The sequence below is a fragment of the Kribbella pratensis genome, assembly GCF_004366075.1.
Taxonomy (GTDB): Bacteria; Actinomycetota; Actinomycetes; order Propionibacteriales; family Kribbellaceae; genus Kribbella; species Kribbella pratensis.
Map to the genome: position 1 here is coordinate 2321983 of NZ_SODU01000001.1, position 25052 is coordinate 2347034.

Below are 25052 nucleotides of genomic sequence, written 5' to 3' on the forward strand. Positions count from 1 at the left end.
AGGCTGTGATGACGATTTCCGACGAACTCGACCGGACCCGCGCCGCGCTCCTCGCCCTGGAGAAAGCCCTTATGGCGTTGAGAAATCGCGTCGGTCCGCATCTCGACGTACTGCGGCTGCTGGACGATCTGGAGCGGTGTACGACGGACCTTCGGCGCCTCGAACAGCAGGTCCGAGCCCCGCGCCGGCACGAACTGGTGGCGATCCCCGACGACGACTACGACCCCGAGTTCTGGGCAGACGTCGAGCACGAAGGCCTGGGCTGAGTTGCGAGGCACAGCTTCAGCAGGCTTCGCAGGCGTACGTCGCGGTCACCGCTCGCAGACCGAGCGGTGACCGCGACTGCTTCTGCTGCCTGCTCCGTGGCGACGAACGTGCGGTAGAACGGCTCGCTCCAGCCCAGTCGGCCGAGCGCGGGCAGCCACCAGCGCGCCGCTCCACCAGGATCCTCCTCGGTACCGAGCAGGTGCAGCGCTGTCCGATGGGCCCTCGCCATCCTCCGCCGCTCGTCACCGGTCAACTCGCCGCTCGCGAGCGCAGTGGAAACACACAGTGCGACCAGACGGGCCGATGCCTCGAAGCCAACCCTGCTGGTGTTGATGAAGCGTGGCGCGAGCGGCAGCAGGTGCCGGCGACCGGCCGAGCTGCTGTGGTCGTGGGCTGCCCGCGCAACCGCGCTCAGGACGGGATGCACGCACGCCGGGCGGTCCGTCCACGGTTCCCGCGCGAGGCGGGACACCAGTTCCATCACGCACGGATCGGGTCGCCGAACCTTCCCGTAGCCGTTCACTCGCCCGCCACCGGCGTACCGAGCTGGGGCCGCACGGGCAACGCCGGCCGGCCGGGTTGTTTGAGGAGGCGCACACTCAGCGCAGTCAGTACGCCGAGCAGACCGGCACCGAGGAACAACGGCCGGTAACCGACCACGGCGATCACGGACGCGGCGACGCCGATGCCGACGAGACCGCCGACCGCCTTCGCGGAGTACAGGATGGCCTGGTTCTGCAGCAGACTGTTCTCGCCGAAGAACTCCAGCACGAGGTTGGCCATGATCGCGTAGAACGCACCGCCTCCCAGGCCCGCGAACATCGCGCAGACGACGAACGCCCAGCCGACGTCGACAGCGACCAGTCCGACATGGGCGAAACCCTCGATCATCAGTACGGCGGCCAGCACCCGGCGGCGACCGAACCGATCGGACAGGTGGCCTGCGAACGATCTGCCGAGACCGTTGACTGCGGCAAGCAATCCGGCCGCCGTCGCCGCCGTCGTGAGACCGAGATCGGCGCTCACTCCGTAGCTCACCATGAAGCCGATTCCGAGCAGCGACAACGCCGTACTGGATGCCAGCAGCAACCACATCAGCGGCAGCGCACCGGTCCGCATCGCCTCACCCGGACGGTACTGCCGGACCGCGGGCGCGTTGTGCGGGATGCTGCGGTTCAGCTTGCGGTCGGTGGCCCATACCTGAGCGTCGATCTCCGCAGGCCACCAGTGCCGCGGCGGATCCTTCAGCAGGCCACCGGCGACCAGGACGACCAGCACCGCCACCAGAGCGGTCAGGTCGAACACGGTCGATTGATCCGTCCGCGTCAGCAGGAAGATGCTCGGTACGGCGCCGACCGCGAATCCACCGGTGACGAAGCCGATCGTCGCGGTACGCCGGTCCGGGAACCAGCGCGCCGACGTGGTGATGCACGCGGCGTACACGAGGCCCGCACCGGTGCCGCCGAGGAGCGAGTAACCGACGAGGACCGTCGCGTAGCTGTGCACGTGGGCGAGCATGACGAGGCCGATCGCCGCGAGCACCCCACCGCCCACGACGAGCTGCGTCGGCGTTGCCCGCCGTACCCGATGGGCCCAGGCGGCCGGGATCGCGACGAGTGCTTGGCAGGCGACGAAGACCGCGAGCAGCCAGAGGGTTCGGGCCGCGCCCCACCCCCGATCCGAGGCCAGGCCGAGGGCCGCGGTACCGAACGAGTACTGCAACGGGCTGATCGCGACCATGCAGGCCCAGGCCGCCCAGAGTTGCCAGCGGCGCGAGTGCCCGGTCAGTTCACGGGCGTCCTCGCCGATCCGGTACCGCCGGCCGTAGACATCACGCACATCCCGGGGCGTCACGTGATTCATATCGCCTCCTGACTCTGTTGATGCCGCGCATCCGCGCGGTCGTCACGGGGCCTGGACTCCCGGCCTTCCCTCGTCGCTCCGGTCGCTTCGCTCCCTCCGCTCCTCAGTCCAGGCCGGGGGCCCCGTGACTACTGCATACCGTATGAAGTCTGTGGTACTCCTTCCGGCTGCGACCTGTCCAGACCTGAGGCGTCACTCTTGTCGACAGATTGCATACCGCATACAGTCGTCATCACACATTCTTGGAGGCGACGTGGACCTCATGGAGTACCAAGCCAAGGAGTTGTTTGCTCGGCACGGCGTTCCGGTGACGCTGGGGCGGGTGATCGAGGACGCGGCCGACGCCGCGGATGCGGCCCGCGAGCTCGGCGGGCGCGTGGTGGTGAAGGCGCAGGTGAAGACCGGCGGTCGCGGCAAGGCGGGCGGCGTGAAGCTGGCCGCCACCCCGGACGAGGCGCAGGCGAAGGCGGCCGAGATCCTCGGGATGGACATCAAGGGCCACACCGTGCAGCGGGTCCTGCTCGCACCGGCCGCGGACATCGCCGAGGAGTACTACTTCTCGTTCTTGGTCGACCGGGCGAACCGCGAGTACCTGTGTATCGCCAGCACCGAAGGCGGTGTGGAGATCGAGGAGGTCGCGCACACCAACCCGGACGCGATCGCGAAGGTGTCGATCGACCCCGCGATTGGCGTCGACAAAGCGAAGGCCGCGGAGATCGTGACGGCCGCCGGGTTCCCGGCAGAGGCGTCCGTGGTGGTGCAGCGGTTGTGGGACGTGTTCATCGCCGAAGACGCCTCGCTGGTCGAGGTGAATCCACTGGTGAAGCTCGGCGACGGATCGCTGGAGGCGCTCGACGGCAAGGTCACGCTCGACGACAACGCGGCGTACCGGCACCCGGATCACACAGGCTTCGACGACAAGGCGGCCGCCGATCCACTCGAGGCCGAGGCACAGGCCAAGGGCCTGAACTACGTGAAGCTGGACGGCTCGGTCGGGATCATCGGCAACGGCGCGGGCTTGGTGATGTCGACACTCGACGTGGTCGCGTACGCGGGTTCGCCGTACGGCGTGAAGCCGGCCAACTTCCTCGACATCGGCGGCGGCGCGTCGGCCGAGGTGATGGCGAACGGGCTCGGGATCATCCTGTCCGACCCGCAGGTGCGCAGCGTCTTCGTGAACGTGTTCGGCGGGATCACCTCGTGCGACGCGGTTTCGAACGGCATCGTGCAGGCACTGGCGCTGCTAGGCGATCAGGCCGACAAGCCGCTGGTCGTCCGGTTGGACGGTAACAACGTCGAGGAGGGCCGGAGGATCCTTGCCAAGGCCAACCATCCGCTGGTGACCGTGGTCGACACGATGGACGGCGCTGCAGCGCGCGCCGCCGAACTCGCCGCCTAGAAGGGACTGTTCGAGATGGGCATATTCCTGACCGAGAAGAGCCGGGTCGTCGTGCAGGGCATGACCGGGTCCGAGGGACAGAAGCACACCAGCCGGATGCTTGCTGCCGGCACCAATGTCGTCGGCGGCGTGACGCCCGGCAAGGGCGGGCAGTCGGTGGACTTCGCGCGGCGCTCGATCCCGGTGTACGGGTCGTGCGCGGACGCGGTGAAGGCGGCGGACGCGGATGTGTCGGTGGTGTTCGTGCCGCCGCGGTTCACGCGCGGAGCCGTCATCGAGGCCGTCGATGCGGGAATCCCGTTGGTGGTGGTGATCACCGAGGGCGTCCCTGTACACGACACCGCGGCGTTCTTCGCGCACGCACAGGCCAATGGCACGCGCGTCATCGGGCCGAACTGTCCGGGGATCATCAGTCCTGGGCGCGCCAACGCGGGGATCATCCCGGCCGATATCGCCGGCCAGGGCCGGATCGGTCTGGTGTCGAAGTCGGGCACGCTGACATACCAGATGATGTACGAGCTGCGGGACTTCGGGTTCTCGACCGCGATCGGGATCGGCGGCGACCCGATCATCGGGACCACGCACATCGACGCGCTGCGGGCGTTCCAGGACGACCCGGACACCGACGCGATCGTGATGATCGGCGAGATCGGCGGTGACGCCGAGGAGCGGGCGGCCGCGTTCATCAAGGAGAACGTGACCAAGCCGGTCGTCGGGTACGTCGCGGGCTTCACCGCACCGGAGGGCAAGACGATGGGCCACGCCGGCGCCATCGTCTCGGGCTCGTCGGGTACGGCGGCCGCGAAACAGGAAGCCCTGGAAGCAGCCGGCGTACGCGTCGGCAAAACCCCCACCGAAACCGCCCACCTACTACGCACCACCCTCTCCTCCACCCACCAGTCGGCCTGACCAACCTCCCAGCTGATGGCGGCACGGCTTCTCGCGGCCACGTGATGTGCAAGCTCGACAGGTAGAGCACCGGCGAGACACCGTACACACGGACACGTTCACGCTCAGGTGCACTAGCCGGCCACCCGGCACCTCCTGTCGAACTGCACGTCATACCAAGCCGGCGCCGCCGTGGAACCCTCCAGCTCGGCGCGAGGGGTTGGGATCAGCGGGAACGGGGTGGAGCGGTGCTGCGGCGGATGATCAGTTCGGTGGGGACTGCTATTGGGGCGTGATGGTCGGTGGCGTGGATCTCGGCGAGGAGGGTGTCGACGCTGCGGCTGCCGATGTCGGCGAAGGTCTGACGGACTGTGGTCAGAGGCGGCCAGAAATGGGCCGCCTCTTCCATGTCGTCGAAGCCGACCACGCTCATGTCCTCCGGAACCGTCCGGCCGTGCTCGTGCAGGGCGCGGAGCAGGCCGAGCGCCATCTGGTCGTTGGCGGCGAAGATCGCCGTCACGGCCTCGTCCGCGGCGAGCCGGCAGCCCGCGTCGTACCCGGCCGCCGAGGACCAGTCGCCGATGAGCGGCGGCGGTACGACGCAATCGTGATCGCGGAGCGTCTGCTCCCAGGACCGGCGGCGCTGGTCCGCGGCGAACGACGACGGTGGTCCGCCTAGATGCCACACCGTCTTGTGCCCCAGGCCGAGCAGGTGCTCGGTCGCCAGCCGGGCGCCCTGCGCCTGGTCGGTGTCGACGACCGGGTGGTCGTAGTGAACTCCTGCATGCACGACCACGACCGGCAGGCCCACAGGCAGTTGTAGGTCGTCGAGCACGTGCGCCTCGATCATCATGATGACGCCGTCCACGGCCTGCTCCCCCAGCCTGGTGAACGCGTCCGCGACGGCCTGGCGGCTGACCGCGAGCACCGGCATCAAGTTGACCGAGTAGCCGCGGGCGGTCGCGGCCGTGGCGATCGCGTCGAGGGTCCGCGTCGTACCGAAGGTGGAGAGCTCGAAGACGATCACGCCGATGCTGCGGAACTCGCCGCTGCGCAGGGCGCGGGCGGCGCCGTTGGGTCGGTAGCCGAGTTGGCGCATCGCGTCCTTGACCCGGGCCCGGGTGACCGCGTCGACGTTCTGCCGGCCGTTCGCGACGCGGGACACGGTCTGTCCGGACACCCCGGCCAGTCGCGCCACATCCGCCATCGACGGACCTCGCCGCCGCCTCCCCAAGGTTCCTTCCACCCGGCACCTCCCGTGGTGGAGGAGTTTAGACATGTTTGCGTCAACACGTCGCCGCGCACGGCGAGCCGGACGCACTGGAACAGGTGGGTCCGGCGTCGCTGTTTTGCCGGACCCACCCGGCTTAGACGCCGATCTTGCTGGCTAGTAGGTCGGCTACGGCGTGGACTGCTCGTAGGGTGGGGGCTTTGATGCCGGTCAGGTCAGCGAGTTCGACGACCGCGGCGAGGATGACGTCGAGTTCGAGCGGCTTGTCCTTCTCCAGGTCCTGCAGCATCGAGGTCTTGTGCCCGCCGACGCGTTCGGCGCCGTCGAGCCGTTTCTCCACGGAGATGTCCGGGTGACAGCCGAGCGCCGCGGCGATCTCCAGCGACTCCTCCATCATCAGCCGGACCATCTGCCGGGTGCCCTGATGCGTCGCGATCTCCACCATGGTCGCCCGGGCCAGCGCGCTGATCGGGTTGAACGCCGCGTTCCCGAGCAGCTTGATCCAGATGTCGTTGCGGATGTCGTCCTCGACCGGGCACTTCAGTCCGCCGGCGATCATCGCCGTACTGAAGGCCGTACAGCGCTCCGACTGCCCGCCGCCGGGTTCACCGATCGAGAAGCGGGTGCCTTCCAGGTGTCGTACGACGCCTGGACCTTCGAGTTCGGTCGAGCAGTACACGACGCAGCCGATCGCGCGGTCGAGTTCGAGCACCTGGGTGACGGCGCCACCCGGGTCGACCGATTCGATCCGGCGGCCCTCGTACGGGCCCTTGAGACCGTGGAAGTACCACCAGGGGATGCCGTTCTGCGCCGCGACCACGACCGTGCGGTCGTGCAGCAAGGGCTCGAGCAACGGGCCGGCGTTCGCGTACGAGTTCGCCTTGAGCCCGAGAAAGACGTAGTCGACCGGGCCGATCGCGGCCGGGTCGTCCGTGGCCGGTGTCCGGGCCGTGAAGTCACCGCGTGGGCTGAGCACCGTCACGCCGTCCGACCGGATCGCTTCCAGATGCGCGCCGCGGGCAACCAGGTGGACCTCTGTCCCACCACGGTGTAGCGCCGCGCCGACGTACGCACCGATCGCACCGGCGCCGAGAACCGCAACTCTCATAAGGGTCCCTGCCTTCCGGGAGGCTTGTATACCGCATACAGTAGGCTGGAGGCTGAATGCGGTCAAGATCACACTCCCCGGCAAGCGCTCGCCAAAAAAGTTCGGTGCGCGGCGATGAATCGGGGCCTGCTCGGCGGTATGTACCGGCGTGAATCACTCGACACGAGGAGCAGGAACCATGGGCCACGTCATCGTCACCGGATTCGTCAGCCTCGACGGCATCGTCACCGACCCGGACGGCTCCGGCGGTACCCCGACCGGCGGCTGGGCGTTCCGCCACGGCCCCGAAACCGTCGGCGGCGACAAGTTCCGGCTCGGCGAACTGATGGACAGCGGCGTACTGCTGCTCGGCCGGACCACCTGGGAGCTGTTCAGCCGGCTCTGGCCGAACCGCACCGACGACTTCTCGCTCCGGATGAACAAGATGGCCAAGGTGGTCGCGTCACACTCGCTGACCGACCTGTCGGCCTTCCCCAACTCGACCCTCATGGAGGGCTCACTGACGGACCACGTACGGACCGAGTCGCGGACCATCGCGGTCACCGGCAGTCTCAGCGTGATCCGGGCGCTGCAGGCAGCCGATCTGGTCGACGAGTACCGGCTGATGACCTTCCCGTCGGTCGTCGGCACCGGCGAGAAGCTGTTCGGTCCGTCCGACGCACCCGTCCACTTCCAGCTCGCCTCGGTCGTCCAGACCGGCGCCGCATCGTTGGCGACGTACGTGCGGCCCTAGCAGCCGCCGTACCCGTTCGCGGGTGAGCGCGGGGACCTCCGGCTGAGCGCTCACCCGGACGAGTACGACGTACGGCGTGGCGAGGGGTGGCTGACGACTCATCCAGCGTGCTAGGGTTTTGGCTCGATAGCAGTTTTGCAGTTCCACGTTCGTGTCGAAGCGCCCGCGGATTTGTGATCCGCCGGGCGTTTTGTCGTATCAGGAGAAAATCATGGCTTTGGGAACAGTTAAGTGGTTCAACGGCGAGAAGGGCTTCGGCTTCATCTCCCAGGAGGACGGCGGCGCCGACGTATTCGTGCACTACTCGGCGATCCAGACGCAGGGCTTCCGCTCCCTGGACGAGAACCAGCGGGTCGAGTTCGAGATCGCGCAGGGCCCGAAGGGCCTGCAGGCGGAGAACGTCCGCCCGGTCTGATGCTGTAAACGGCAGACCCGGCTCACGCCGGGTCTGCCGTGTTCCACAGGTACTCGCCGTCTTCCAGTACGTCGGTGCGAGCGAGACCGATCGCGGCCGCGACAGCGGCCGATGCGGTGTGGTCCGGATGTACGTGCGCGATGATCCGGCCGATTCTCTGAGCCCGTAGCCAGGTGACCATCCCCTGGGCGGCCTCCTTCGCGAACCCGCGGCCCTGCCAAGCGGTGCCGATCACCCACGCGATCTCCGCCGTACCGTCGATGACGGTCGCCTGGACGAAGCCGATCAGCGCGTCGTCGTACTTGATCACCCAGTTGAGCCACTGCTCGTCCGGACGTCCCGGACCGGCCAGTTGGCGGCGGTAGCGTGCCTCCAGAGCCGCTACGGACGGCGGTTCGCCGCCTGTGAAGGTGTAGAGGGCGGGGTCGGACAGCACCTCTGCCATCGGTTCGGCGTACTCGACCTCGAGCGGCAGCAGGGTGAGGCGGTCCGTGGCGATCACCCGCGCAACGGTAACGCCATTTGCCGTACCGGCAACATGACGTGGGCTTCGTCGGCGGCGAGGACGAGACTGTCGTCATGATCGAGATCGATTGGGCTGGAGAGGCCGGACGGTTGCGCGCGGCGGCCGAGGGCGAGACCGACTGGAACGCGGCAGTGGCTCGCAGTCTGGTGCGGGACCGCGACAAGGTCGTCGCGGACATCGGCTGCGGCGGTGGCGGGATGGCCAAGACACTGGCCGAGGCGTTGCCCGACGCGACGGTGGTGGCCATCGATGCGGATCCCGACGTACTGGAGCAGGCGCGGGAGCACACCGCGGGCCTCGTGCGGTGTGAGCTGGCGTCGATGGACGACGGGGCGGAACCGTTGCGCCGGGCAATCGACGCTCCGGCCGACCTGATCTGGGCATCCGCCTCCGTTCACCACGCTGCCGACCAGCAGGCCGCTGTGAACGCACTGGCATCGCTGCTCGCGCCTGGCGGACGGCTCGCGCTCGCTGAGGGCGGGCTGCCCGCGCGGCACCTCCCGTGGGACCTCGGAGTCGGTGAGCCCGGGCTGGAGCTACGACTCGACCTGGCCCAGGACCGGTGGTTCAAGGTGATGCGGGACTCACTGCCGGGGTCGGTGCCGATGCCGTACGGGTGGACCGAGGCGCTGACCCGGGCCGGGCTGACCGAGGCGACCACGCGGAGCGTACTGACCGAGGTGCCGGCGCCGTTGCCGCCCGAGCGGCTCGAAGGCGTCGTACGCGCGTTCCGGACGCGGATCGAGCGACTCACCGGCGCCGATCACGGCTCCGATCACGGTCACGGGCACGGTCACGGGCACGGTCATGGGCACGTGGTTTCTGACGAGGAATGGCTGGCTCCGGAGGATCTCGACGCCTGGCGGCAGCTGCTGGACCCCGCGAGCGCGCATTACCTCGGGCGGCGCACCGACCTCGCCGTACTGTCCGTCCGCAGCGTCCACCTGGGGCACGCGCCGCGCTGACAAGGCACGCCGTCGCCGCACTGTCGGCCCGCCACCGTAAGGTGGGTGCCCATGAACGACCGGCTGGTGTGGATCGACTGCGAGATGACCGGCCTCGACCTGGCGAACGACGCCCTGATCGAGGTTGCGGTCCTGGTCACCGACTACGAACTGAACGTGCTCGGCGACGGGATCGACCTGGTGATCGCGCCGCCACCGGCCGCGCTCGAACAGATGGGTGACTTCGTCCGCGACATGCACACCGCGTCCGGGCTGCTCGAAGAGCTCGCCAGCGGCATCCCGCTCGCCGACGCCGAGGACCAGGTCCTCGACTTCATCACGTCGTACGTCAAAGAGCCCCGCAAGGCCGCCCTCGCCGGGAACTCCGTCGGCACCGACCGGACCTTCCTGGTCCGCGACATGCCGCGCGTCGAATCCCACCTGCACTACCGCAACGTCGACGTCAGCTCGATCAAGGAGCTGGTACGCCGCTGGTACCCGCGCGTGTACTACGCGACGCCGGCCAAGACCGGCAACCACCGCGCCCTCGCCGACATCACCGAAAGCATCTCCGAGCTGCGGTACTACCGGGAGACCGTGTTCGTCCCGCAGCCCGGCCCCGACTCCAGCACCGCCCGGGCCGCCGCCAGCCTCGTCGCAGCACCCGCCGAGGACAGCACAACCGGCGCCTGACCTGCGGATCCGCCCTCGATTTCTGGTCCGGACAGTTCGTCGCTATGATTGCTCAGCCGTCGCGGTTCGGACGGCAATGGTGGGTGTAGCTCAGCTGGTAGAGCACCTGGTTGTGGTCCAGGTGGTCGCGGGTTCGAGTCCCGTCACTCACCCGATGGCCGGCCATGCCCGCGGAGAGCGCGGGCCTGGTCGGCTTCGTCATTTTGTGCGGCTGCGCTTCGCTTGCCGCCGGCGGGGGCTCCGCCACCCGCACCCCCTTTTCGCCTTCGCTTCGCTCGGCTTCGGTGGTTCAGTTCGGCGGTTCGCTCGGCTTCGGTGGTTCAGTTCGGCGGTTCGCTCGGCTTCGGTGGTTCAGTTCGGCGGTTCGCTCGGGTGCGGGGCTTCAGTTCGGCGGTTCGCTCGGGTGCGGGGGTTCAGTTCGGCGGTTCGCTCGGGTGCGGGGTTGGGTTGGGCGGTTCGCTCGGGTGCGGTGGTCCAGTTCGCCTGTAGGTGATAGCTCGCGTGGGAGGATGTTCTGGTGAAGTTGAGCGGGAGCGCGTGGTTTGGGTATGCGGTCGTTGTACTTGTGACGTTTGCGGTGGGGGTTTTGGCGTTCTCGGTTTGGGTTCTTTCGAAGGTGTTCTGAGTTGGGTGTGATCTGAGCGTCTCCTCAGTGCGTCTCTTGTGGCAGAGGCGCCTACAGGAGGTGTGGATGGGTACGACTGAGGACTTCGAGGAGTTCGCGCGGGTGCAGATACCGCGGCTGTACCGGACTGCTTGGTTGCTGGCTGGGGATCGGCATCATGCTGAGGATCTGGTGCAGGAGACGCTCGCGAATCTGCTGAAGGTCTGGCAGCGGATCGACAGTCCTGCTGCTTATGCGCGGACTGCTCTGGTGCGGACGTACATCTCGCAGCGGCGGCGTAAGAGCTGGTCGGAGCGGCCTACCGCTGAGCTGCCGGAGACTGCCGAGCGGGTCGGGGATCCGGAGCTGCGGATGGCTTTGCAGAGTGCCCTGGCGGAGCTGGCGCCGTTGGATCGGGCCGTGTTGGTGCTGCGGTTCTTCGAAGATCGCAGCGTCGAGCAGGTGGCGCTCGATCTTGGCAAGAAGACCAGTGCGATCACCACTCGCACCGCCCGCGCCCTGGACCGTCTGCGGGCGGTTCTCGGTGACGGTGCCGACCAGTTGATCGCGCTCTGAGCCTGAGGAGAATCATGAACACCCAACTCACAGATTTGATGCACCGGGCCACCGAGAACCTCGAGCCGGTCACACCCGATCTGCTGGAACGCAGCGTTGCGCAGGGGCTGCGGCTGCGCCGTCGGCGTACGGCGATCGCCACGGCCTCCGGTGCTGGGGCCGTGCTGGCCACCGCGGGGCTGATCGCGGGCGGGATCCAGCTGGCCGGCTCCCCCACGAACGCCGCGGTCGCCGGTTCGGCCGTGCCGACCGCCAAGCCCTCGGCAAAGCCGTCGGCCAAGGTCACCCCGACGACCAAGCCCGCGGGGGTGAACCTGAAGCAGACGCTGGCGACGCTGAAGGGGCTGGTCGCGGCGCCTGGCCGGACCTTCTCGAACCCCGAGACCTGGGGCGAGGACGACTTCGCAGGTGCGGCGTACGTCGTCAATGACGGTCACGGCGCCGCCCGCGTCGACGTACTGCTCTCTGGCGGCGGCGAGCAGAACCCGTGCGTCCCCAAGCGCGCGGGGTGCAGCACACTGCCTGATGGGTCGGTCCTCTACGTCTCCAAGGAGTCGCCCGTGTACTCCGACAGCCGTCAGGCGGAGTACGGCGTCGTCAGCAACTACGTGGTCCTGTTCCGTCGCGACGGCCGCAACATCAACCTCACCAGCTACAACGGCCCGGCGGAGAAGGGCAAGCAGCACACCCGCCCCAAGCCCCTCCTCTCTGTCGAGGACCTCTCGGCCCTCGCGAAGAGCAAGGCCTGGAAACTCCCTCCGGTCTCCCCCTCGAAGGGCATGAAGTAGAGGTGTGGTGAGCCCATCGCGTCCCCTCGTCGGAGGGGCGCGGTGGGCTCGCTATTTCGCCGCGAGTACGCCGTGGGTTACCAGCTCGACGCCGATAGCGAGCGTCAGGAAGCCGATGATGCGGCTCAGGGCGCCCAGGCCCGTGGGGCCGAGCTTGTCGACGAGCGGCGTACCGAAGCGCAACAGGGCCGCCACAAGAGCGGCAATCACGACCGACGCCACGATCACGCTCAGCCGGTTGGTGATCCCGGGGTGCCGTGCGGTCAGGGCGATCACCACGCCGATCGCGCCCGGTCCGGCGATCAGCGGCAATGCCATCGGCGAGAACGACACGTCCGGCTTGATCGACCCGTGCGTCTTCTCGTCCTCGGTCAGGGTCTGCCGGGCCACGATCATCCCGAAGCCGGAATGCGCGACCACCAGACCGCCGGCGATCTGCAGCGCGGGCAGACCGATGCCCAGCCCTTCCAGCACGAGCGTGCCGAACAGGGCGAAGACGGTCAGGATCGCCAGGACGTAGACGCCGGTCATCACCGCCTGGCGCTTCATCGCGGCGCGGTCGACGCCCTCCGTCAGACCTGCGAAGGTGGCCAGCGCGCCGATCGGGTTCATGATCGGCAACAATGCAGCCAACGCCGAAACCGCAACGTGTACGGGCTCCACGGTCGGGAGCGTACACGGCTCAGAGAGGACCCGCCGTGCGCCACGAGGTGACTGCCGCCGACACCGCACTCGCCGTGGGCAGCGGCGACGTCGAGATCCTCGCGACTCCCCGCCTGATCACCTGGCTGGAGTACACGACTGCCCAGCTCGCCCTGAGCGCGCTCGGTCCCGGCCAAACCTCGGTCGGTACGTCGGTACGCGTCCGCCACCGGTTGCCGACCCGGGTCGGTGACACCGTGGACGTCGTGGCGGACGGTCCCGAGGTGGACGGCCGCCATCTGCGCTTCCAGGTCCGCGCCACCAATTCGGCCGGGCAACTGATCGCGGACGGCGAGCTCGAACGCGTCGTGGTCGACCGCGAACGCTTCCTCGCGAACGTGCCCTAGACGGGTCGCTCGACGTACCAGCGCGGTAGCTCGCCGGGTTCGAGGCTCGTCGGGTCACCAGGGCGGGAGAGTGTGAGGATCGCCTGCTGGATCTCCGGGCGGGCGTTCAGCGCGTCCTCGATCGCGTACAGGCGGGCGGCGACCTCGGACTCGACGTCGTTGCCCACGACGTCGACTGCGGCGACCAGGAAGATCCGGTCGGCGCCGACCCACTCCATGTGCAGGAAGCTGATGCGCTCGATGTCCTGGTGCGCGAGCAGCGCGCGGAGGACCCGGTTCCGGGCCAGCGGCGTGACCGCCTCACCGGTCAGGAAGTCCATGTTCCGGCCGATCAGGAACAGCGCGACACAACCGAGCAGGATCCCGACCACGATCGAGCCGATCGCGTCCCAGACCGCGTTACCGGTCAGTTGGTGCAGCAGGATCGCGAGCGTCGCGATCAGGATGCCGATCAGCGCGGACAGGTCCTCGACGAACACCGCCCGGAGCACCGGGTTTGACGTCAGCCGCACGTACCGCCACGGGCGCAGCATCCGCTCCAGCGCACCCGCCTTGGTCTGCCGCAGCGCCTGCGCGAACGAGATCCCCTCGAGCACGAACGAGACCCCGAGCACGGCGTACGCCCAGCCGTACGACGTACCTTCTGCCTCCCCGTGCTGCAGCGACTGGATGCCGTGCCACACCGAGACCGCGGCGCCGACCGTGAACAGCCCGAACGCGGCGAACATCGACCAGATGTACCCGACCCGCCCGTACCCGAGCGGATGCGACTGATCGGCCGGCTTCCGCGCCCTCCGCTCCCCCACCAGCAGGAACACCTCGTTGCCGGTGTCCGCCCAGGAGTGCGCCGCCTCCGCCGTCATCGAAGCAGACCCGGTGATCACGGCGACCACGGTCTTGGCGAGTGCGATCAGCAGGTTCGCCGCGAGCGCGACCAGCACTGTCAGAAGGCTCTCGCCACCGGATGCGTCGTCCTCCGAGCTGCTCACAGTCAGACCTTACTCAGCTGACCGGCCGGATGATGCGCTGTTCGATCGCGCGTGCCACGGCCGCCGCTCTGGTGTCCACCTCCAGCTTCGAGTAGATGTGCGCCAGGTGGGACTTGATCGTCGCCTCACTGACATAGAGCTTCTTGGCCAGGTCGCGGTTCGACCTGCCGGTGGCGAGCAGGCCGAGGATCTCGACCTCGCGCTCGGTCAGCGTCGGGCCGGATCGTCGTACCAGCCGTGCGGCGACGGCCGGGGCGAGTACTGTCTCGCCGCGGGCGGTGCCGCGGATCGCGCGGAAGAGATCCTCCGGCGGCGCGTCCTTCAGCAGGTAGCCGGAGGCCCCCGCGTCGATCGCGCTCATGATGTCGGCCTCGGTGTCGTACGTCGTCAGCACCAGCACGTACGGCGGCTCGGCCAAAGCGCGCAGACGCGCGGTGACCTCGGCCCCGCCGGCGCCGGGCCCGAGGTTGAGATCCATCAGAACGACGTCCGGGTGCAGGGCCGCGACGAGCTGCTGGGCACTGTGCGCGTCGGATGCCTCGCCGACGACGGTCAGGTCGTCCTGCCCTTCGAGCAGCGCCCGAACTCCCGCGCGCACCACGGGATGATCGTCGACCAGAGCAACCCGGATCACGGGCGCTCCGGTGTCGTTGGCGGCGCCATCGTTGGCAGCGGGATCGATGCGGCCAGCGCCGTACCGTCTCCCGGTTCACTCTCCAGCACCAGCGTTCCTCCCAGTTGTCTCAGCCGTTCCCGGATTCCGGCCAGTCCGTGGCCGCGGTCGGAATCGATCTTGACATGAGATCGCGGAAGTCCCCGGCCGTTATCCACAACGTCGAGAACCACCGCGTCCGGGTGGTAGGTGAGTGTCACCACGGCCGCTTTCGCGTGCGCGTGTTCGAGGACATTGGCGAGGGCGCCGCGGGCCGTGCGGAGCAGTGCTGTCTCCACCTCCGAGTCGAGCGTGACCGGCGTTCCGTGCACCTGCACGTTGACCTTGATGTCTGTGTGGGCCACCAAACGCTCACATGTCTTGCGGAGCGCTTCCGGTAGACCACCCGCGAGCTCTGCCGGTGCCAGGTCGCGGACCACCCTCCTGGCCTCGTCGAGTCCGTCGCGTGCCGTAGCAGCAGCCTGAGCTGCGTGCTCGCGTGCAGCGGCCGGCCTGTCGTCCCACTCGCGTTCTGCGGCCTGCAGCAGCAGGTTGATGCTCGACAGGCCCTGCGCCACGCTGTCGTGGATCTCGCGCGACAGCCGCGCCCGCTCGGCCATGACACCGGCCTGGTGCTGTGCGTCGGCCAGATCGCCCTGTGCTGCGTGCAGCTCGTCCAGCAGCGCCTGTCTGGCCAGTGCGTCCCGCTCCAGCGCTCGATAGGCGCCCACGGCAAGCACTGCGACGCAGACCGGGCCCAGCACGATCGTCGGGTCCAGGCGGTCGGTCATCCGGGTCCACTGCACCACGGTGACCACCACCATGCCCGCAACGACCACACAGGCCGGCCGGAACGACAGGATGCGCAGGGCAACAAAAGACAGTGGCACCGCGCACCAAGCGAACGACGGCGCCAGTAACACCAGCACACACCACTCCACGACCAGCAACGCCAGCCAGACCCGGCTCGGCAGCACCCTGTAGGCGGCGTACGTCGCCAGCAGGACCACTGCCCCGACCAGCACCCACGGTCCGCGGTCGTCGAACCCGTGACCGGTGAGGTACCGGACCACCGACGCCAGCACGAGAACCACCAGGGCCGCGTGCAGTGCGGTCACCAGCCGGGTCGCGTGACTCAGGATCGACGGGGTATGTGCAGTAGACATGTTCAGTTGATCGTAGGCCGCGTAGACCCGGTTCCGAATCATCCGTTCGGCTATGGATTGGTGGCCGAACACCCGTCGTACCGAGAGCCCGGCGGACGGAGGCTGGAGGCAGCTCGAAATCCACCGACCGTTTTAGGGGCCCCAGATGTCTGTCCGTTCGCTGTCCGCCACCCTCGCGCTCTCCGCCACTCTGCTCGGCGCCGGCGCCTCGACGGCCTTCGCCGCTCGGCCGACGACTTACGAGCTGCCCGGTGACGCCGGGGGGTCGAAGTTCGAGGGCATCGGGTACGACGCGCGTACCAAGAACTACTACGTGTCCGAGACCACCGGCGGTGAGATCCACCGCGGCCTGCTCCGCTCCGGCGACGCCGTCGAGTGGCTGAAGGGCGACGGCACCGACGGCCGCTGGACCGCCCGCGGTGTGAACGTCGACTCCCAGGGCCGGGTGTACGTCGCCGGCGGGCCGAACGGGATCGACCACCCGGGCGCGCCGGACCTGTGGGTGTACGACCGCGACGGGCAGCTGCTCGCCGCGCTGCGGACCGGCGTACCGAACGCGTTCCTGAACGACCTCGTGATCGGCCCGGACGGCGCGGCGTACTTCACGAACTCGAACGCTCCGCAGATCTTCCGGGTCGCCGAGCAGCACGGCCGGTGGACCGTCACGACCTGGGCCGACGCGACCGGGACGATCGGAACGACGACCGGCTTCAACCTCGGCGGGATCGTGCTCTCGCCGGACCGCAGGGCGCTGGTCGTGGCCCAGGGCAACGTCGGCAAGCTGTGGCGGTTCGACCTGCGGACCGCGAAGGCCACCACGATCGACACCGGCCGCGCGGACCTCGTGAACGCCGACGGCCTCGTCCAGCAGGGCGACAGCCTCTGGGTCGTGCGCAACTTCTCCAAGGTGCTGAGCACGCTGCGGCTGTCAGCCGACGGCTGGACCGCACGGCTCGTGTCCGCGACGCCGACCGACCCGGACCGGGTGCTGACGACCGCGAAGCTCGCCCAGGGACGGCTGCTGGTGGTCGACAGCAAGTTCGACGAGGCGACCGCGGTCCCGCCGTACCAGGTCATCACCCTGAATCCGCGCCGATGAAGCGGGGTCAGATCGCCGTGGCCGCCGTCCTGCTGATGGCGGTGACCACCGCATGTTCCACTGAGACCCGCAGCACGCCTGCTGCCTCACCTACTAGCTCGCCCTCTAGGAGCGCCGCTGTGCCGTCCACCCTCGACAGTCAGCTGATCGCCGCCGCCTGGAAGAACGACGTGGCCGAGGCCAAGCGCCTGATCACCGCGGGTGCGGACGTCAACGCGGTCGACGACACCGTCCAGAGTGCGTTCCTGATCGCCGCCAGCGAGGGCTACCTCGAGCTCCTCGATCTGACCCTCGCTCACGGTGCCGACGTCCGCAGTCTCGACAGCTACGACGGTACGGCGCTGATCCGGGCGGCCGAGCGTGGTCACGCCGCCGTGGTCGGCCGACTGATCAAGGCCGGCGTGACGGTCAATCACGTCAACAACCTCGGCTGGACCGCCCTGCACGAGGCAGTCATCCTCGGCAAGGGCACGCCGGCCTACGTCGACACCGTGCGGCTCCTGATCGCCGGCGGGGCGGACCGCACCAAGCCGGCTGTCCGCGACGGTGCCACCCCGATGCAGGCCGCAAAGGACCGCGGCCAGACTGCGGTCAGCGCCGTACTCGACACTGCGGGCGACCTCCGAGACATCCGCGCCGCGGCCGAAGCGCTGCTGGCCGCTGCGGTATCAGGCGACGCCAACAAGGTCGCCGCGGCCCTCGCTGCCGGTGCGCCGATCGAGTCGCGCGACGACCACCGCCGTACGGCGCTGTTGCTCGCCTCGCTCAACGACCGGGTCGAGGTCGCCAGGCTGCTCGTCGCGCTCGGTGCCGACCCCGACGCACAGGACGACCGGCAGGACTCTGCCTGGCTGGTCACTGGCGTCACCGGGAGCGTCGCCATGCTGGAGACGCTGCTGCCCGCAAACCCGGACCTCACGCTGCGGAACCGCTTCGGTGGCATCTCGGTCATCCCGGCCAGCGAACGCGGCCACGTCGACTACGTCCGGCGGGTCGTCAAGACGAAGATCAACGTCAACCACGTGAACAACCTCGGCTGGACGGCTCTGCTCGAGGCGATCATCCTCGGCAAGGGCACGCAGCAGTGGCAGGACATCGTCAAGATCCTCATCGACGCCCGCGCCGACCCCAACCTGGCCGACGCCGAGGGCATCAGCCCACTCCGGCACGCCGAGTCCCGCGGCTACGACGAGATCGCAAAGACCCTCCGCGCCGCCGGGGCCCGTTAGAAGTCGCGCAGTGCGACGCCTTCAGTCGTGGGTGAGGCAGCGGGACGGGAGTTCGAACCAGCGGAGGTGGTCGAAATCGGTGTTGACCCGGCCCTCGGGATCGGTGAGGTTCTGCTGACAGGTGGACAACAGGTCACGGGCCTCGGCGAGGTAATCGTCAAGGGCGGACTCGGGAGCCGTGTGGTCGTGGCGCGGATACCTGAGCTTGCCGTCGGCGTCGTACCCGACCTGCGACAGCCGCATCGGCGGCTCCACCGGGCCGCGGTGGTGCCGCCACAGGCCGTTGGCCGGGTCGAAGCGGTAGTCGCCGAGCAGTCGCCAGCCCTCGCGGGCGACGAGCTTCACGGCCTCGACGACGTACGTGAAGACGGCGTCCGAGATGAAGTAGTTGAAGTTGACGCGCACCCAGCCGGGCTTGATCCCCTCGCAGCCGTGCAGGATCTCCTCCTCGAACTCGTGCGACCGGTCCAGGTCGATCCCGAGCAGGGTGTGACCGTACGGGCCCGCACACGAGCAGCCGCCGCGGGACTGGATACCGAACAGGTCGTTGAGCAACGCGACCACGAAGTTGTGGTGCAGGTACCGGCCCGAGGGCGCCTTCACCACGAACGACACGATCGACAGCCGCTCGGCGTCCAGGTTGCCGAGGATCTGCAGGTTCGGCTCCGCCGTCCACGCCTCGACCGCGCGCCGCAGGTAGGCGTCCTCGTGCGCGCGGATCACGTCGATTCCGACGGCCTGCTTCAGCTGGAACGCCAGCCCGGCCCGGATCGACCCGATGATCGCCGGCGTCCCGCCCTCCTCGCGGTGCACCGGATCGTCCAGGTACCGGTGCTCGAGCGGGTTCACATACGCGACGGTGCCCCCACCCGGTACGTCGGGCACCCGGTTGCGAAGCAGTTCGCGGCGCGCAACGAGTACGCCGGGCGTCCCCGGGCCGCCGATCAACTTGTGCGGGCTGAGGAAGATCGCGTCCTTGTACGACAACGGGTCCTGGTCGCGTCCGCCGTACATCTCGATCTCGACGTACGGCGCGGCCGCGGCGCAGTCCCAGAACGACAGCGCGCCGTACCGATGCAGGAGAGCGGAGACCCGCTGCGTGTTGCTGACGATGCCCGTGACGTTGCTCGCCGCCGAGAACGAGCCGATCTTCAGCGGGCGGTCGACGTACTCCTGCAGTCTCGCCTCGAGTTGGTCGATGTCGATATGACCGTCCGCGTCCTGGGAGATCACCACGACATCGGCGATCGACTCGCGCCAGGGCAGCTCGTTCGAGTGGTGCTCGTACGGGCCGATGAAGACGACCGGTCGCTGCTCGGACGGGATCTGGTCGGTCAGGTGATACCTGTCGTCGAGCTCGGCCGGGATCCGCAGGCCCATGATCCCGATCAGCTTGTCGATCGCCCCGGTCGCGCCGGAGCCGCAGAAGATCAGCGCGGTCTCGTCGTCGCCGCCGACGCTGTTGTGGATGATGCGCCGGGCGTCCTCACGCAGCCGGGTCGTCTGCAGACCGGTCCCGCTCGACTCGGTGTGAGTGTTCGCGTACCGCGGGAGAACCTCCTCGCGGATGAAGTCCTCCAGGAAGGTCAAGGCCCGCCCGGACGCGGTGTAGTCGGCGTACGTGACGCGGCGCGGACCGTACGGACCCGGCATCACCTGGTCGTCACCGATCACCGACGCCCGGATCCGCCGCAGCAACGGCGACTCCGGCGGCATCTCCTGGATGTTCATGTCTCAGAGTATGGCCAGGAAGTGATCTGCGTCTCGTCCTGACCGGGTGCCCTCTGGATAGGGTCGGTGCCAGTCGACGGCGAGGAGTGGGGATGACGTTTTCCAGCGAGCTGTGGGAGCGCGGGGCGGCCTCCGTGTACGACGAGATCGTCCGGCACCCGTTCATCACGGGGCTCACCGACGGCACCCTCGACCACGACGCGTTCCGGTACTTCATCGTCCAGGACAGCCACTACCTCCGCGCGTACTCGCGGGCGCTCAGCCTGATCGCCGGCCGCGCCCTCGACGAGGACGCGGTCAGCATGTTCGCGTTGCACGCCGCCAACGCCATCGCGGTAGAGCAGGAACTCCACACCTCATTGCTGGCGTCACTAGGGCTGACTACGGAAGACGTGGACGCGGCTGGATCCGGTCCGACCACCACGGCGTACATGTCCTATCTGACCGCTGTGTGCGCCACAGGTACGTACGCCGAGGCCGTGGCAGCCGTACTGCCTTGCTACTGGATCTACCGGGACGTGGGGCGGGAGCTGCTCAAGAGGTCGTCACCGGACCCGGCGTACCGCAAGTGGATCGAGACGTACGGCTCCGAGGAGTTCGACGCTGTAGTCGAGTCCGTGCTCGCTGTCACGGACGGGCTGGACGTGGGAGCCGCGGAGCGGGAACGTTGTCACCAGCACTTCGCTATGACGTGCCGCTACGAATGGATGTTCTGGGACGCCGCGTACCACAAGCTGGATTGGCCGGTGGGATGAAGGACTTCTACGACGTCGTCATGGTCGGCGGCGGGCACAACGGTCTCGTCGCCGCCGCGTACCTGGCCCAGTCCGGGCTGTCCACGCTGATCCTGGAGCAGCAGTCGCATACCGGCGGTGCAGCGGTCAGCGAGCGAGTGTTCCCGGGCGTGGACGCGCGGCTGTCGCGCTACTCGTACCTGGTCAGTTTGCTGCCCGACAAGATCGCCGCAGACCTGGGTCTCAACCTGGAGCTCCGGTCCCGCGCAGTCGCGTCGTACACCCCGGTACGCCGCTCTGGACGCGACGTCGGCCTAATGGTCGAGCGGCCGGAAGGCGCCGGCACCAGGGACTCGTTCCGCGCACTCACCGGGAGCGACGCGGAGTACGAGGCCTGGACGGACTTCTACGGCTCTGTCGCTTCGCTGGCCGCCGCTGTCGCTCCCACTCTGCTAGAGCCGCTCCAGCCGGCAGCTGCGCTTCGCTCCCGTGTGGACGGCGCACTGTGGGACGAGCTGATCGAGCGGCCGCTCGGAGAGACCATCGAGCGACGCTTCACCGACGACACCGTCCGTGGGGTCGTCGCGACGGACGGCGTCATCGGAACGTTCGCCGGGCTGCACGACGAGTCACTGATCCAGAACAGGTGCTTCCTCTACCACCTGATCGGCAACGGCACCGGCGAGTGGCGGGTGCCCGTCGGCGGTATGGGGGCGGTCACTGACGCACTGGCCGCTGCCGCTCGGCGTGCTGGTGCCGCACTGGTCACCAACGCAGCAGTCACCGCGGTCGAAGCAGACGGGACCCGTGGCTCGGTCACGTGGCTCGGTGGCGACGGTGAGCGATCCGTCGAATGCTCCTGGGTGCTGTCCAACGTCGCACCGTCGACGCTGGCTGCGCTGCGTGGCCAGACCGGTGTCGAGAAGCCGGAAGGGTCGCAGCTGAAGATCAACCTGCTGCTGCGTCGCCTGCCGGCGTTGAAGTCCGGCGACGACCCTGCGCGGGCGTTCGCCGGCACGTTCCACATCGACGAGGACTACAGCCAGCTCGAGACGGCGTACCGATCCGCCACGTCCGGCGAACTGCCCGCCGTACCGCCGTCCGAGGTGTACTGCCACTCGCTGACCGACCCGTCGATCCTCTCCCCCGACCTGGTTGCCTCCGGCCACCACACCCTGACCGTCTTCGGCGTGCACTTCCCTGCCCGTTTATTTGCCTCTGACAACGATTCGGCCCGGGCCGAGTCCGCGCGGCGCGTACTGGCCGGCCTGGACTCCTACCTCGCCGAGCCGCTCGAGGACTGCATCGCCCGCGACGCCGACGGCAACCTGTGCATCGAGGCCAAGACGCCGTACGACATCGAGGAATCCGTCGGCATGCCCGGCGGCCACATCTTCCACGGCGACCTCCAGTGGCCCTGGGCGACCGACCCCTCCGACACCGGCCGCTGGGGCACCGAAACCGACGTCGCCAACCTCCTGATCTGCGGCTCCGGCGCCCGCCGCGGCGGCGCCGTCTCCGGCCTCGGCGGCCACAACGCCGCCATGACCATCCTCACCCGCTAACCGATTTCGCATCTCCCCGATCCCCCTGCTACGATCCTCTTCGTTCGAAAGCAACACCAAGCGCCGCTAGCTCAATTGGCAGAGCAGCTGACTCTTAATCAGCGGGTTCGGGGTTCGAGTCCCTGGCGGCGCACAAAAGCCCAGGTCACCAAGGTGCCCTGGGTTTCTTTGTGCCCGTCGCGCACCACCTACGCACCACTTTCCCAGATGCCAGCACCGAGCTGACCCGGCGGCACTCGCCCACCTCTTCCCTGCGGCTTCATCTGATCGTGACTGTGCGTCACATCACATCGCTTCGCATCGTTGCCGACTTCTCGGATTCTTCGTGCCGACAAGCGTTGAGCAGCCAGCCGTCGTACCGGTTGGAGGCCCGACATGCCGAGAGCACCACTGCCCATCGGAACCTGGGGTGCGATCTCGACCTGGGTCGTGGACCGACGACAAGGGCCGCGCCGTCAAGCACAAGTCGCAGGCCAGATTCCGCGACTACGACGGCCACGTCCGGCCGGTCTCCGCCTACGGCAAGACCAAGACCGCCGCTGAGCGCGCTCTCCTGAAGAAGCTCCAGGACCGCGCGAAGACAGGCCGCCACGCCGGCGAACTGACCGCGATGCACAAGATGAACGACCTCATCGACCTGTTCGAGAAGAAGTTCACCGAATGGGTCAAGGACGGCACGCGCTCCGCGCTCCGGTGGTCGCCCGTTCCCGGGCGGGGTGAATTGGGAAGCCAGTCGGCGGGCCGGTTGATCGGCAGCCTGCAGGAAACGGTGAGTCGTGGGGTCTCGGTCGCGCCCTCAACTCCGACGCCACGGTGTGCTGCGACCCGATCAGCTGGTTCGCGCGGTCGGGCTGATCTCCAACCCGTCGGCCTTCGTGCTTGGCAAGCCTGGGCTCGGGAAGTCTACGGTGGTACGTCGGATGGCGCTCGGCCTGGCCGGGTACGGCGTCCAGCCGCTCCTCCTCGGCGACCTGAAACCCCGACCACCGCGACCTGATCGAGGCCCTCGACGGCCAGGTCATCGACCTGGCCCCCGGCCGCGGAAACCTGAACGTGCCCGACCCCGGCGACACCCTGCCGGCCGCGGCCCGGCTCGCCGGCTCCGCGCGGCCGGCGGTGAATGGTGGGTTCAGATGAATGTGATCGCCGCGGCCTTCGCCAGGTTGCCCCGGGCAACCTGCTTGCTGCCAGCGGCAACATGGCCATACTGCAGGCATCGATGAATCGCGTGACTACGACTTGGTCGCAAAGGTCCGAGGTACGCGGACATTCAGGTCAACGGAGGTCCGACGAGTTCGTAGCCATACCGACGCATGATGTTCTCGGCCTTCGCAAGAACGTCGGGATCAACCTTCGAGAGGTCTGGCATGGCCGCCATCAGTTCTGGGAGCAACGGCTCGAGTTCTTTGAAGTAGCCCGTCATCCCGCCGGGCGTGAACATGACCGTGACTCGACCGGGCTGGCCGCCGATGTTTGCCCATGCGTGCGGCGTACCGCGTGGGATGAACACGAAGGCCCCCGCCGCCGCCTCGCTGACGTCGTCGGCGATCTTGAACCGATACGTGCCGTCGAGAATGTAGTACGCCTCGTCGTGTTCGTGGTGGATATGCTCCGGAGCCCCGACGTCCGGCGCCAGCAACAGTTCGCCGAAGTCGATGACCCCGCCGGTTTCGGCCCCGGAGATCTTCCAAGTGAAGAGTTCCCCGGGCATGAACGTCTGCCGGCTCCCTTCGCTCGGCGGCACGACGCGACCTCTCGATCCCATGATTGGGCCTCCCCGTTCGTCATCATCCCCCGATGATCAACCGTAGATGCCTGACAGCGCCACGGATAGTACGGACGCGACATGCAGGCGGCGATGCTCAGGGGCGGCAGTCGATCCAGGTCCGCATCAGCGCCGTCGGGGTGTCGCCCCCAAACGCGCGGCAATCGCGGACGAAGTGCATCTGGTCGTAGTAGCCGGCATCCGCCACAACCTCCGACCACGTGCGGTCAGGTTCGTCGCTCTTGGACTGTAGGGCGCGGGCGAACCGCGCGATACGTCCGAACATCTGTGGGGCGACACCAACCTGTTCGAGGAAGACACGCTCGAACTGCCGGACACTGAGCTGGCTCTGCGCTGCCATCGTCCCAAGGCCGACCGGAGCCGAGCCATGCAGCATTGAACGCGCGGCCGACTGCACCGGATGAAGGGGTCGGCTATCCGAGACCTTCGTGAGAAGGAACCGCTCGAGGATGGCGACCATCGACCACAGGTCATCGGGCGTCTCGACAACGCGCTCGTGTACTTCTCTCACATCGACTCCCACGACATCGGTCGCGTCAGGGGTCAGATCGGTAACGTGACGAAGCGGGACGTGGAACAGCCGATAGAACCCAGTCGGCTGGAAGTGGACCGTCAGCGTGATGAGTCGGCCTGTTGCCCGCAGATCGAGATTTCGGCGCGTCTGGCGACCAACAATGACGACATCCGGCGCGCTTGCTTCTGCTCCAGAACGGCGATCCACGACAGCGAACGGTTGCGCGAGATTGAACTGCATCATCTGTTCCGGGCGGGCTGTGAGCGGCTTCCGAATAACCGCGTCTCCGAGGTCGACCCGCGCGTAGTGGTAGCAACGCACGTATTCGCGCAGGGGCGGCGCAGGCAGAGCCTCTACAACGTCATACACATTCACAACCCCACCTGCTAACTCGGTCGGATGTCCCAACTGACGATACTCTCCGTCAACCGAGCGCTGGTACGAACGCGGCGTCTGCGAGCCGTACCCGCACACCTCACCGCGTCACGCACGCGGCCTCGCAC

Annotated in this window: 27 protein-coding genes and 2 tRNA genes; 17 read left to right on the forward strand and 12 right to left on the reverse strand. The window is 68.1% G+C overall.

The window, feature by feature from the left end:
* Nucleotides 1-8 precede the first annotated feature (8 nt).
* Nucleotides 9-266, forward strand: a complete 258-nt coding sequence (locus tag EV137_RS11060) for an Rv0250c family protein (RefSeq protein WP_134128269.1) — start codon at nucleotides 9-11, stop codon at nucleotides 264-266.
* Here the strand turns inward: EV137_RS11060 and EV137_RS11065 are convergent.
* Nucleotides 218-751, reverse strand: coding sequence for a hypothetical protein (locus EV137_RS11065; protein WP_134128271.1), 534 nt, complete (start codon nucleotides 749-751; stop codon nucleotides 218-220). The genes EV137_RS11060 and EV137_RS11065 overlap by 49 nt on opposite strands.
* A gap of 35 nt (nucleotides 752-786) precedes the next feature.
* Nucleotides 787-2130 (reverse strand): MFS transporter, encoded by a 1344-nt coding sequence (locus EV137_RS11070; protein WP_134128273.1) that lies wholly within the window; start codon nucleotides 2128-2130, stop codon nucleotides 787-789.
* Between the two features lie 253 nt (nucleotides 2131-2383).
* On the opposite strand from EV137_RS11070, the gene sucC reads away from it, so the two are divergent.
* Nucleotides 2384-3529: an ADP-forming succinate--CoA ligase subunit beta gene (gene sucC / locus EV137_RS11075; RefSeq protein ID WP_134128275.1), complete on the forward strand. Its 1146-nt coding sequence runs from the start codon at nucleotides 2384-2386 to the stop codon at nucleotides 3527-3529.
* A gap of 15 nt (nucleotides 3530-3544) precedes the next feature.
* On the forward strand, nucleotides 3545-4438 hold the full coding sequence (gene sucD / locus EV137_RS11080) for a succinate--CoA ligase subunit alpha (RefSeq protein ID WP_134128277.1): 894 nt from the start codon (nucleotides 3545-3547) through the stop codon (nucleotides 4436-4438).
* A 205-nt stretch (nucleotides 4439-4643) separates the two neighbouring features.
* Here the strand turns inward: sucD and EV137_RS11085 are convergent, their stop codons facing one another.
* Both EV137_RS11085 and EV137_RS11090 read right to left on the reverse strand, forming a co-directional pair.
* Nucleotides 4644-5624, reverse strand: a complete 981-nt coding sequence (locus EV137_RS11085; protein ID WP_134128279.1) for a LacI family DNA-binding transcriptional regulator — start codon at nucleotides 5622-5624, stop codon at nucleotides 4644-4646.
* Nucleotides 5625-5784: 160 nt separating this feature from the next.
* The gene (locus EV137_RS11090) at nucleotides 5785-6756 is read right to left on the reverse strand and encodes a 2-dehydropantoate 2-reductase (protein ID WP_134128281.1); all 972 of its coding nucleotides are present in this window, start codon (nucleotides 6754-6756) and stop codon (nucleotides 5785-5787) included.
* Nucleotides 6757-6934: 178 nt separating this feature from the next.
* On the opposite strand from EV137_RS11090, the gene EV137_RS11095 reads away from it, so the two are divergent.
* Both EV137_RS11095 and EV137_RS11100 read left to right on the forward strand, forming a co-directional pair.
* Nucleotides 6935-7489, forward strand: a complete 555-nt coding sequence (locus EV137_RS11095) for a dihydrofolate reductase family protein (RefSeq protein ID WP_134128283.1) — start codon at nucleotides 6935-6937, stop codon at nucleotides 7487-7489.
* Between the two features lie 211 nt (nucleotides 7490-7700).
* The gene (locus EV137_RS11100) at nucleotides 7701-7904 is read left to right on the forward strand and encodes a cold-shock protein (RefSeq protein WP_130381366.1); all 204 of its coding nucleotides are present in this window, start codon (nucleotides 7701-7703) and stop codon (nucleotides 7902-7904) included.
* A gap of 22 nt (nucleotides 7905-7926) precedes the next feature.
* Here the strand turns inward: EV137_RS11100 and EV137_RS11105 are convergent, their stop codons facing one another.
* Nucleotides 7927-8406: a GNAT family N-acetyltransferase gene (locus EV137_RS11105; RefSeq protein ID WP_238175222.1), complete on the reverse strand. Its 480-nt coding sequence runs from the start codon at nucleotides 8404-8406 to the stop codon at nucleotides 7927-7929.
* Between the two features lie 77 nt (nucleotides 8407-8483).
* Between EV137_RS11105 and EV137_RS11110 the strand changes: the two genes are divergently transcribed.
* From EV137_RS11110 to EV137_RS11130, 5 genes are all read left to right on the forward strand, one after another.
* Nucleotides 8484-9395: a class I SAM-dependent methyltransferase gene (locus tag EV137_RS11110; protein WP_134128285.1), complete on the forward strand. Its 912-nt coding sequence runs from the start codon at nucleotides 8484-8486 to the stop codon at nucleotides 9393-9395.
* Nucleotides 9396-9446: 51 nt separating this feature from the next.
* The gene (gene orn / locus EV137_RS11115; RefSeq protein ID WP_134128287.1) at nucleotides 9447-10067 is read left to right on the forward strand and encodes an oligoribonuclease; all 621 of its coding nucleotides are present in this window, start codon (nucleotides 9447-9449) and stop codon (nucleotides 10065-10067) included.
* A 79-nt stretch (nucleotides 10068-10146) separates the two neighbouring features.
* Nucleotides 10147-10219: transfer RNA gene (locus EV137_RS11120), tRNA-His, on the forward strand.
* A gap of 539 nt (nucleotides 10220-10758) precedes the next feature.
* Nucleotides 10759-11247, forward strand: a complete 489-nt coding sequence (locus EV137_RS11125; protein WP_134000752.1) for a SigE family RNA polymerase sigma factor — start codon at nucleotides 10759-10761, stop codon at nucleotides 11245-11247.
* Nucleotides 11248-11261: 14 nt separating this feature from the next.
* Complete coding sequence (locus EV137_RS11130; protein ID WP_134128289.1) at nucleotides 11262-12035, forward strand: hypothetical protein; 774 nt, start codon at nucleotides 11262-11264, stop codon at nucleotides 12033-12035.
* Nucleotides 12036-12086: 51 nt separating this feature from the next.
* On the opposite strand, the gene EV137_RS11135 is transcribed toward EV137_RS11130, so the two are convergent.
* Nucleotides 12087-12698, reverse strand: coding sequence for a MarC family protein (locus tag EV137_RS11135; protein ID WP_238175223.1), 612 nt, complete (start codon nucleotides 12696-12698; stop codon nucleotides 12087-12089).
* 35 nt (nucleotides 12699-12733) lie between these two features.
* On the opposite strand from EV137_RS11135, the gene EV137_RS11140 reads away from it, so the two are divergent.
* On the forward strand, nucleotides 12734-13084 hold the full coding sequence (locus EV137_RS11140; RefSeq protein ID WP_134128292.1) for a thioesterase family protein: 351 nt from the start codon (nucleotides 12734-12736) through the stop codon (nucleotides 13082-13084).
* Here the strand turns inward: EV137_RS11140 and EV137_RS11145 are convergent.
* Genes EV137_RS11145 through EV137_RS11155 form a run of 3 tightly spaced genes read right to left on the reverse strand, consistent with a single transcriptional unit; the run spans nucleotide 13081 to nucleotide 15891 of the window.
* The gene (locus EV137_RS11145) at nucleotides 13081-14073 is read right to left on the reverse strand and encodes a cation diffusion facilitator family transporter (protein ID WP_202870885.1); all 993 of its coding nucleotides are present in this window, start codon (nucleotides 14071-14073) and stop codon (nucleotides 13081-13083) included. The two genes, EV137_RS11140 and EV137_RS11145, sit on opposite strands and share 4 nt — an antisense overlap.
* A 13-nt stretch (nucleotides 14074-14086) precedes the next feature.
* Nucleotides 14087-14707, reverse strand: a complete 621-nt coding sequence (locus tag EV137_RS11150; protein WP_134128294.1) for a response regulator — start codon at nucleotides 14705-14707, stop codon at nucleotides 14087-14089.
* Complete coding sequence (locus EV137_RS11155) at nucleotides 14704-15891, reverse strand: sensor histidine kinase (RefSeq protein ID WP_238175224.1); 1188 nt, start codon at nucleotides 15889-15891, stop codon at nucleotides 14704-14706. The genes EV137_RS11150 and EV137_RS11155 overlap by 4 nt, the downstream gene beginning before the upstream one ends.
* A gap of 145 nt (nucleotides 15892-16036) precedes the next feature.
* Between EV137_RS11155 and EV137_RS11160 the strand changes: the two genes are divergently transcribed.
* Entirely contained in the window at nucleotides 16037-16990 is a 954-nt protein-coding gene (locus tag EV137_RS11160) for an SMP-30/gluconolactonase/LRE family protein (RefSeq protein ID WP_134128298.1), read from the forward strand.
* Between the two features lie 119 nt (nucleotides 16991-17109).
* The gene (locus tag EV137_RS11165; RefSeq protein WP_238175225.1) at nucleotides 17110-18219 is read left to right on the forward strand and encodes an ankyrin repeat domain-containing protein; all 1110 of its coding nucleotides are present in this window, start codon (nucleotides 17110-17112) and stop codon (nucleotides 18217-18219) included.
* A 21-nt stretch (nucleotides 18220-18240) separates the two neighbouring features.
* Here the strand turns inward: EV137_RS11165 and EV137_RS11170 are convergent, their stop codons facing one another.
* Complete coding sequence (locus tag EV137_RS11170) at nucleotides 18241-19950, reverse strand: aminotransferase class V-fold PLP-dependent enzyme (protein ID WP_134128301.1); 1710 nt, start codon at nucleotides 19948-19950, stop codon at nucleotides 18241-18243.
* Nucleotides 19951-20042: 92 nt separating this feature from the next.
* Between EV137_RS11170 and tenA the strand changes: the two genes are divergently transcribed.
* The 4 genes from tenA to EV137_RS40490 all read left to right on the forward strand — a co-directional run bounded on the left by tenA (nucleotide 20043) and on the right by EV137_RS40490 (nucleotide 23246).
* Nucleotides 20043-20705, forward strand: a complete 663-nt coding sequence (gene tenA, locus EV137_RS11175; RefSeq protein ID WP_134128303.1) for a thiaminase II — start codon at nucleotides 20043-20045, stop codon at nucleotides 20703-20705.
* On the forward strand, nucleotides 20702-22249 hold the full coding sequence (locus tag EV137_RS11180; protein ID WP_134128305.1) for a phytoene desaturase family protein: 1548 nt from the start codon (nucleotides 20702-20704) through the stop codon (nucleotides 22247-22249). Before tenA ends, EV137_RS11180 begins: the two co-directional genes overlap by 4 nt.
* A 60-nt stretch (nucleotides 22250-22309) precedes the next feature.
* Nucleotides 22310-22382 (forward strand) — tRNA-Lys (locus EV137_RS11185).
* A gap of 276 nt (nucleotides 22383-22658) precedes the next feature.
* Nucleotides 22659-23246, forward strand: a complete 588-nt coding sequence (locus EV137_RS40490; protein WP_166679827.1) for a hypothetical protein — start codon at nucleotides 22659-22661, stop codon at nucleotides 23244-23246.
* 273 nt (nucleotides 23247-23519) lie between these two features.
* Here EV137_RS40490 and EV137_RS11195 read toward each other — a convergent pair whose 3' ends face one another.
* Complete coding sequence (locus tag EV137_RS11195) at nucleotides 23520-23960, reverse strand: dimethylsulfonioproprionate lyase family protein (protein ID WP_166679828.1); 441 nt, start codon at nucleotides 23958-23960, stop codon at nucleotides 23520-23522.
* Nucleotides 23961-24111: 151 nt separating this feature from the next.
* A complete protein-coding gene (locus EV137_RS11200) occupies nucleotides 24112-24924 on the reverse strand; it encodes an AraC family transcriptional regulator (RefSeq protein ID WP_134128307.1) in 813 nt (270 codons plus the stop codon).
* Nucleotides 24925-25052 lie beyond the last annotated feature (128 nt).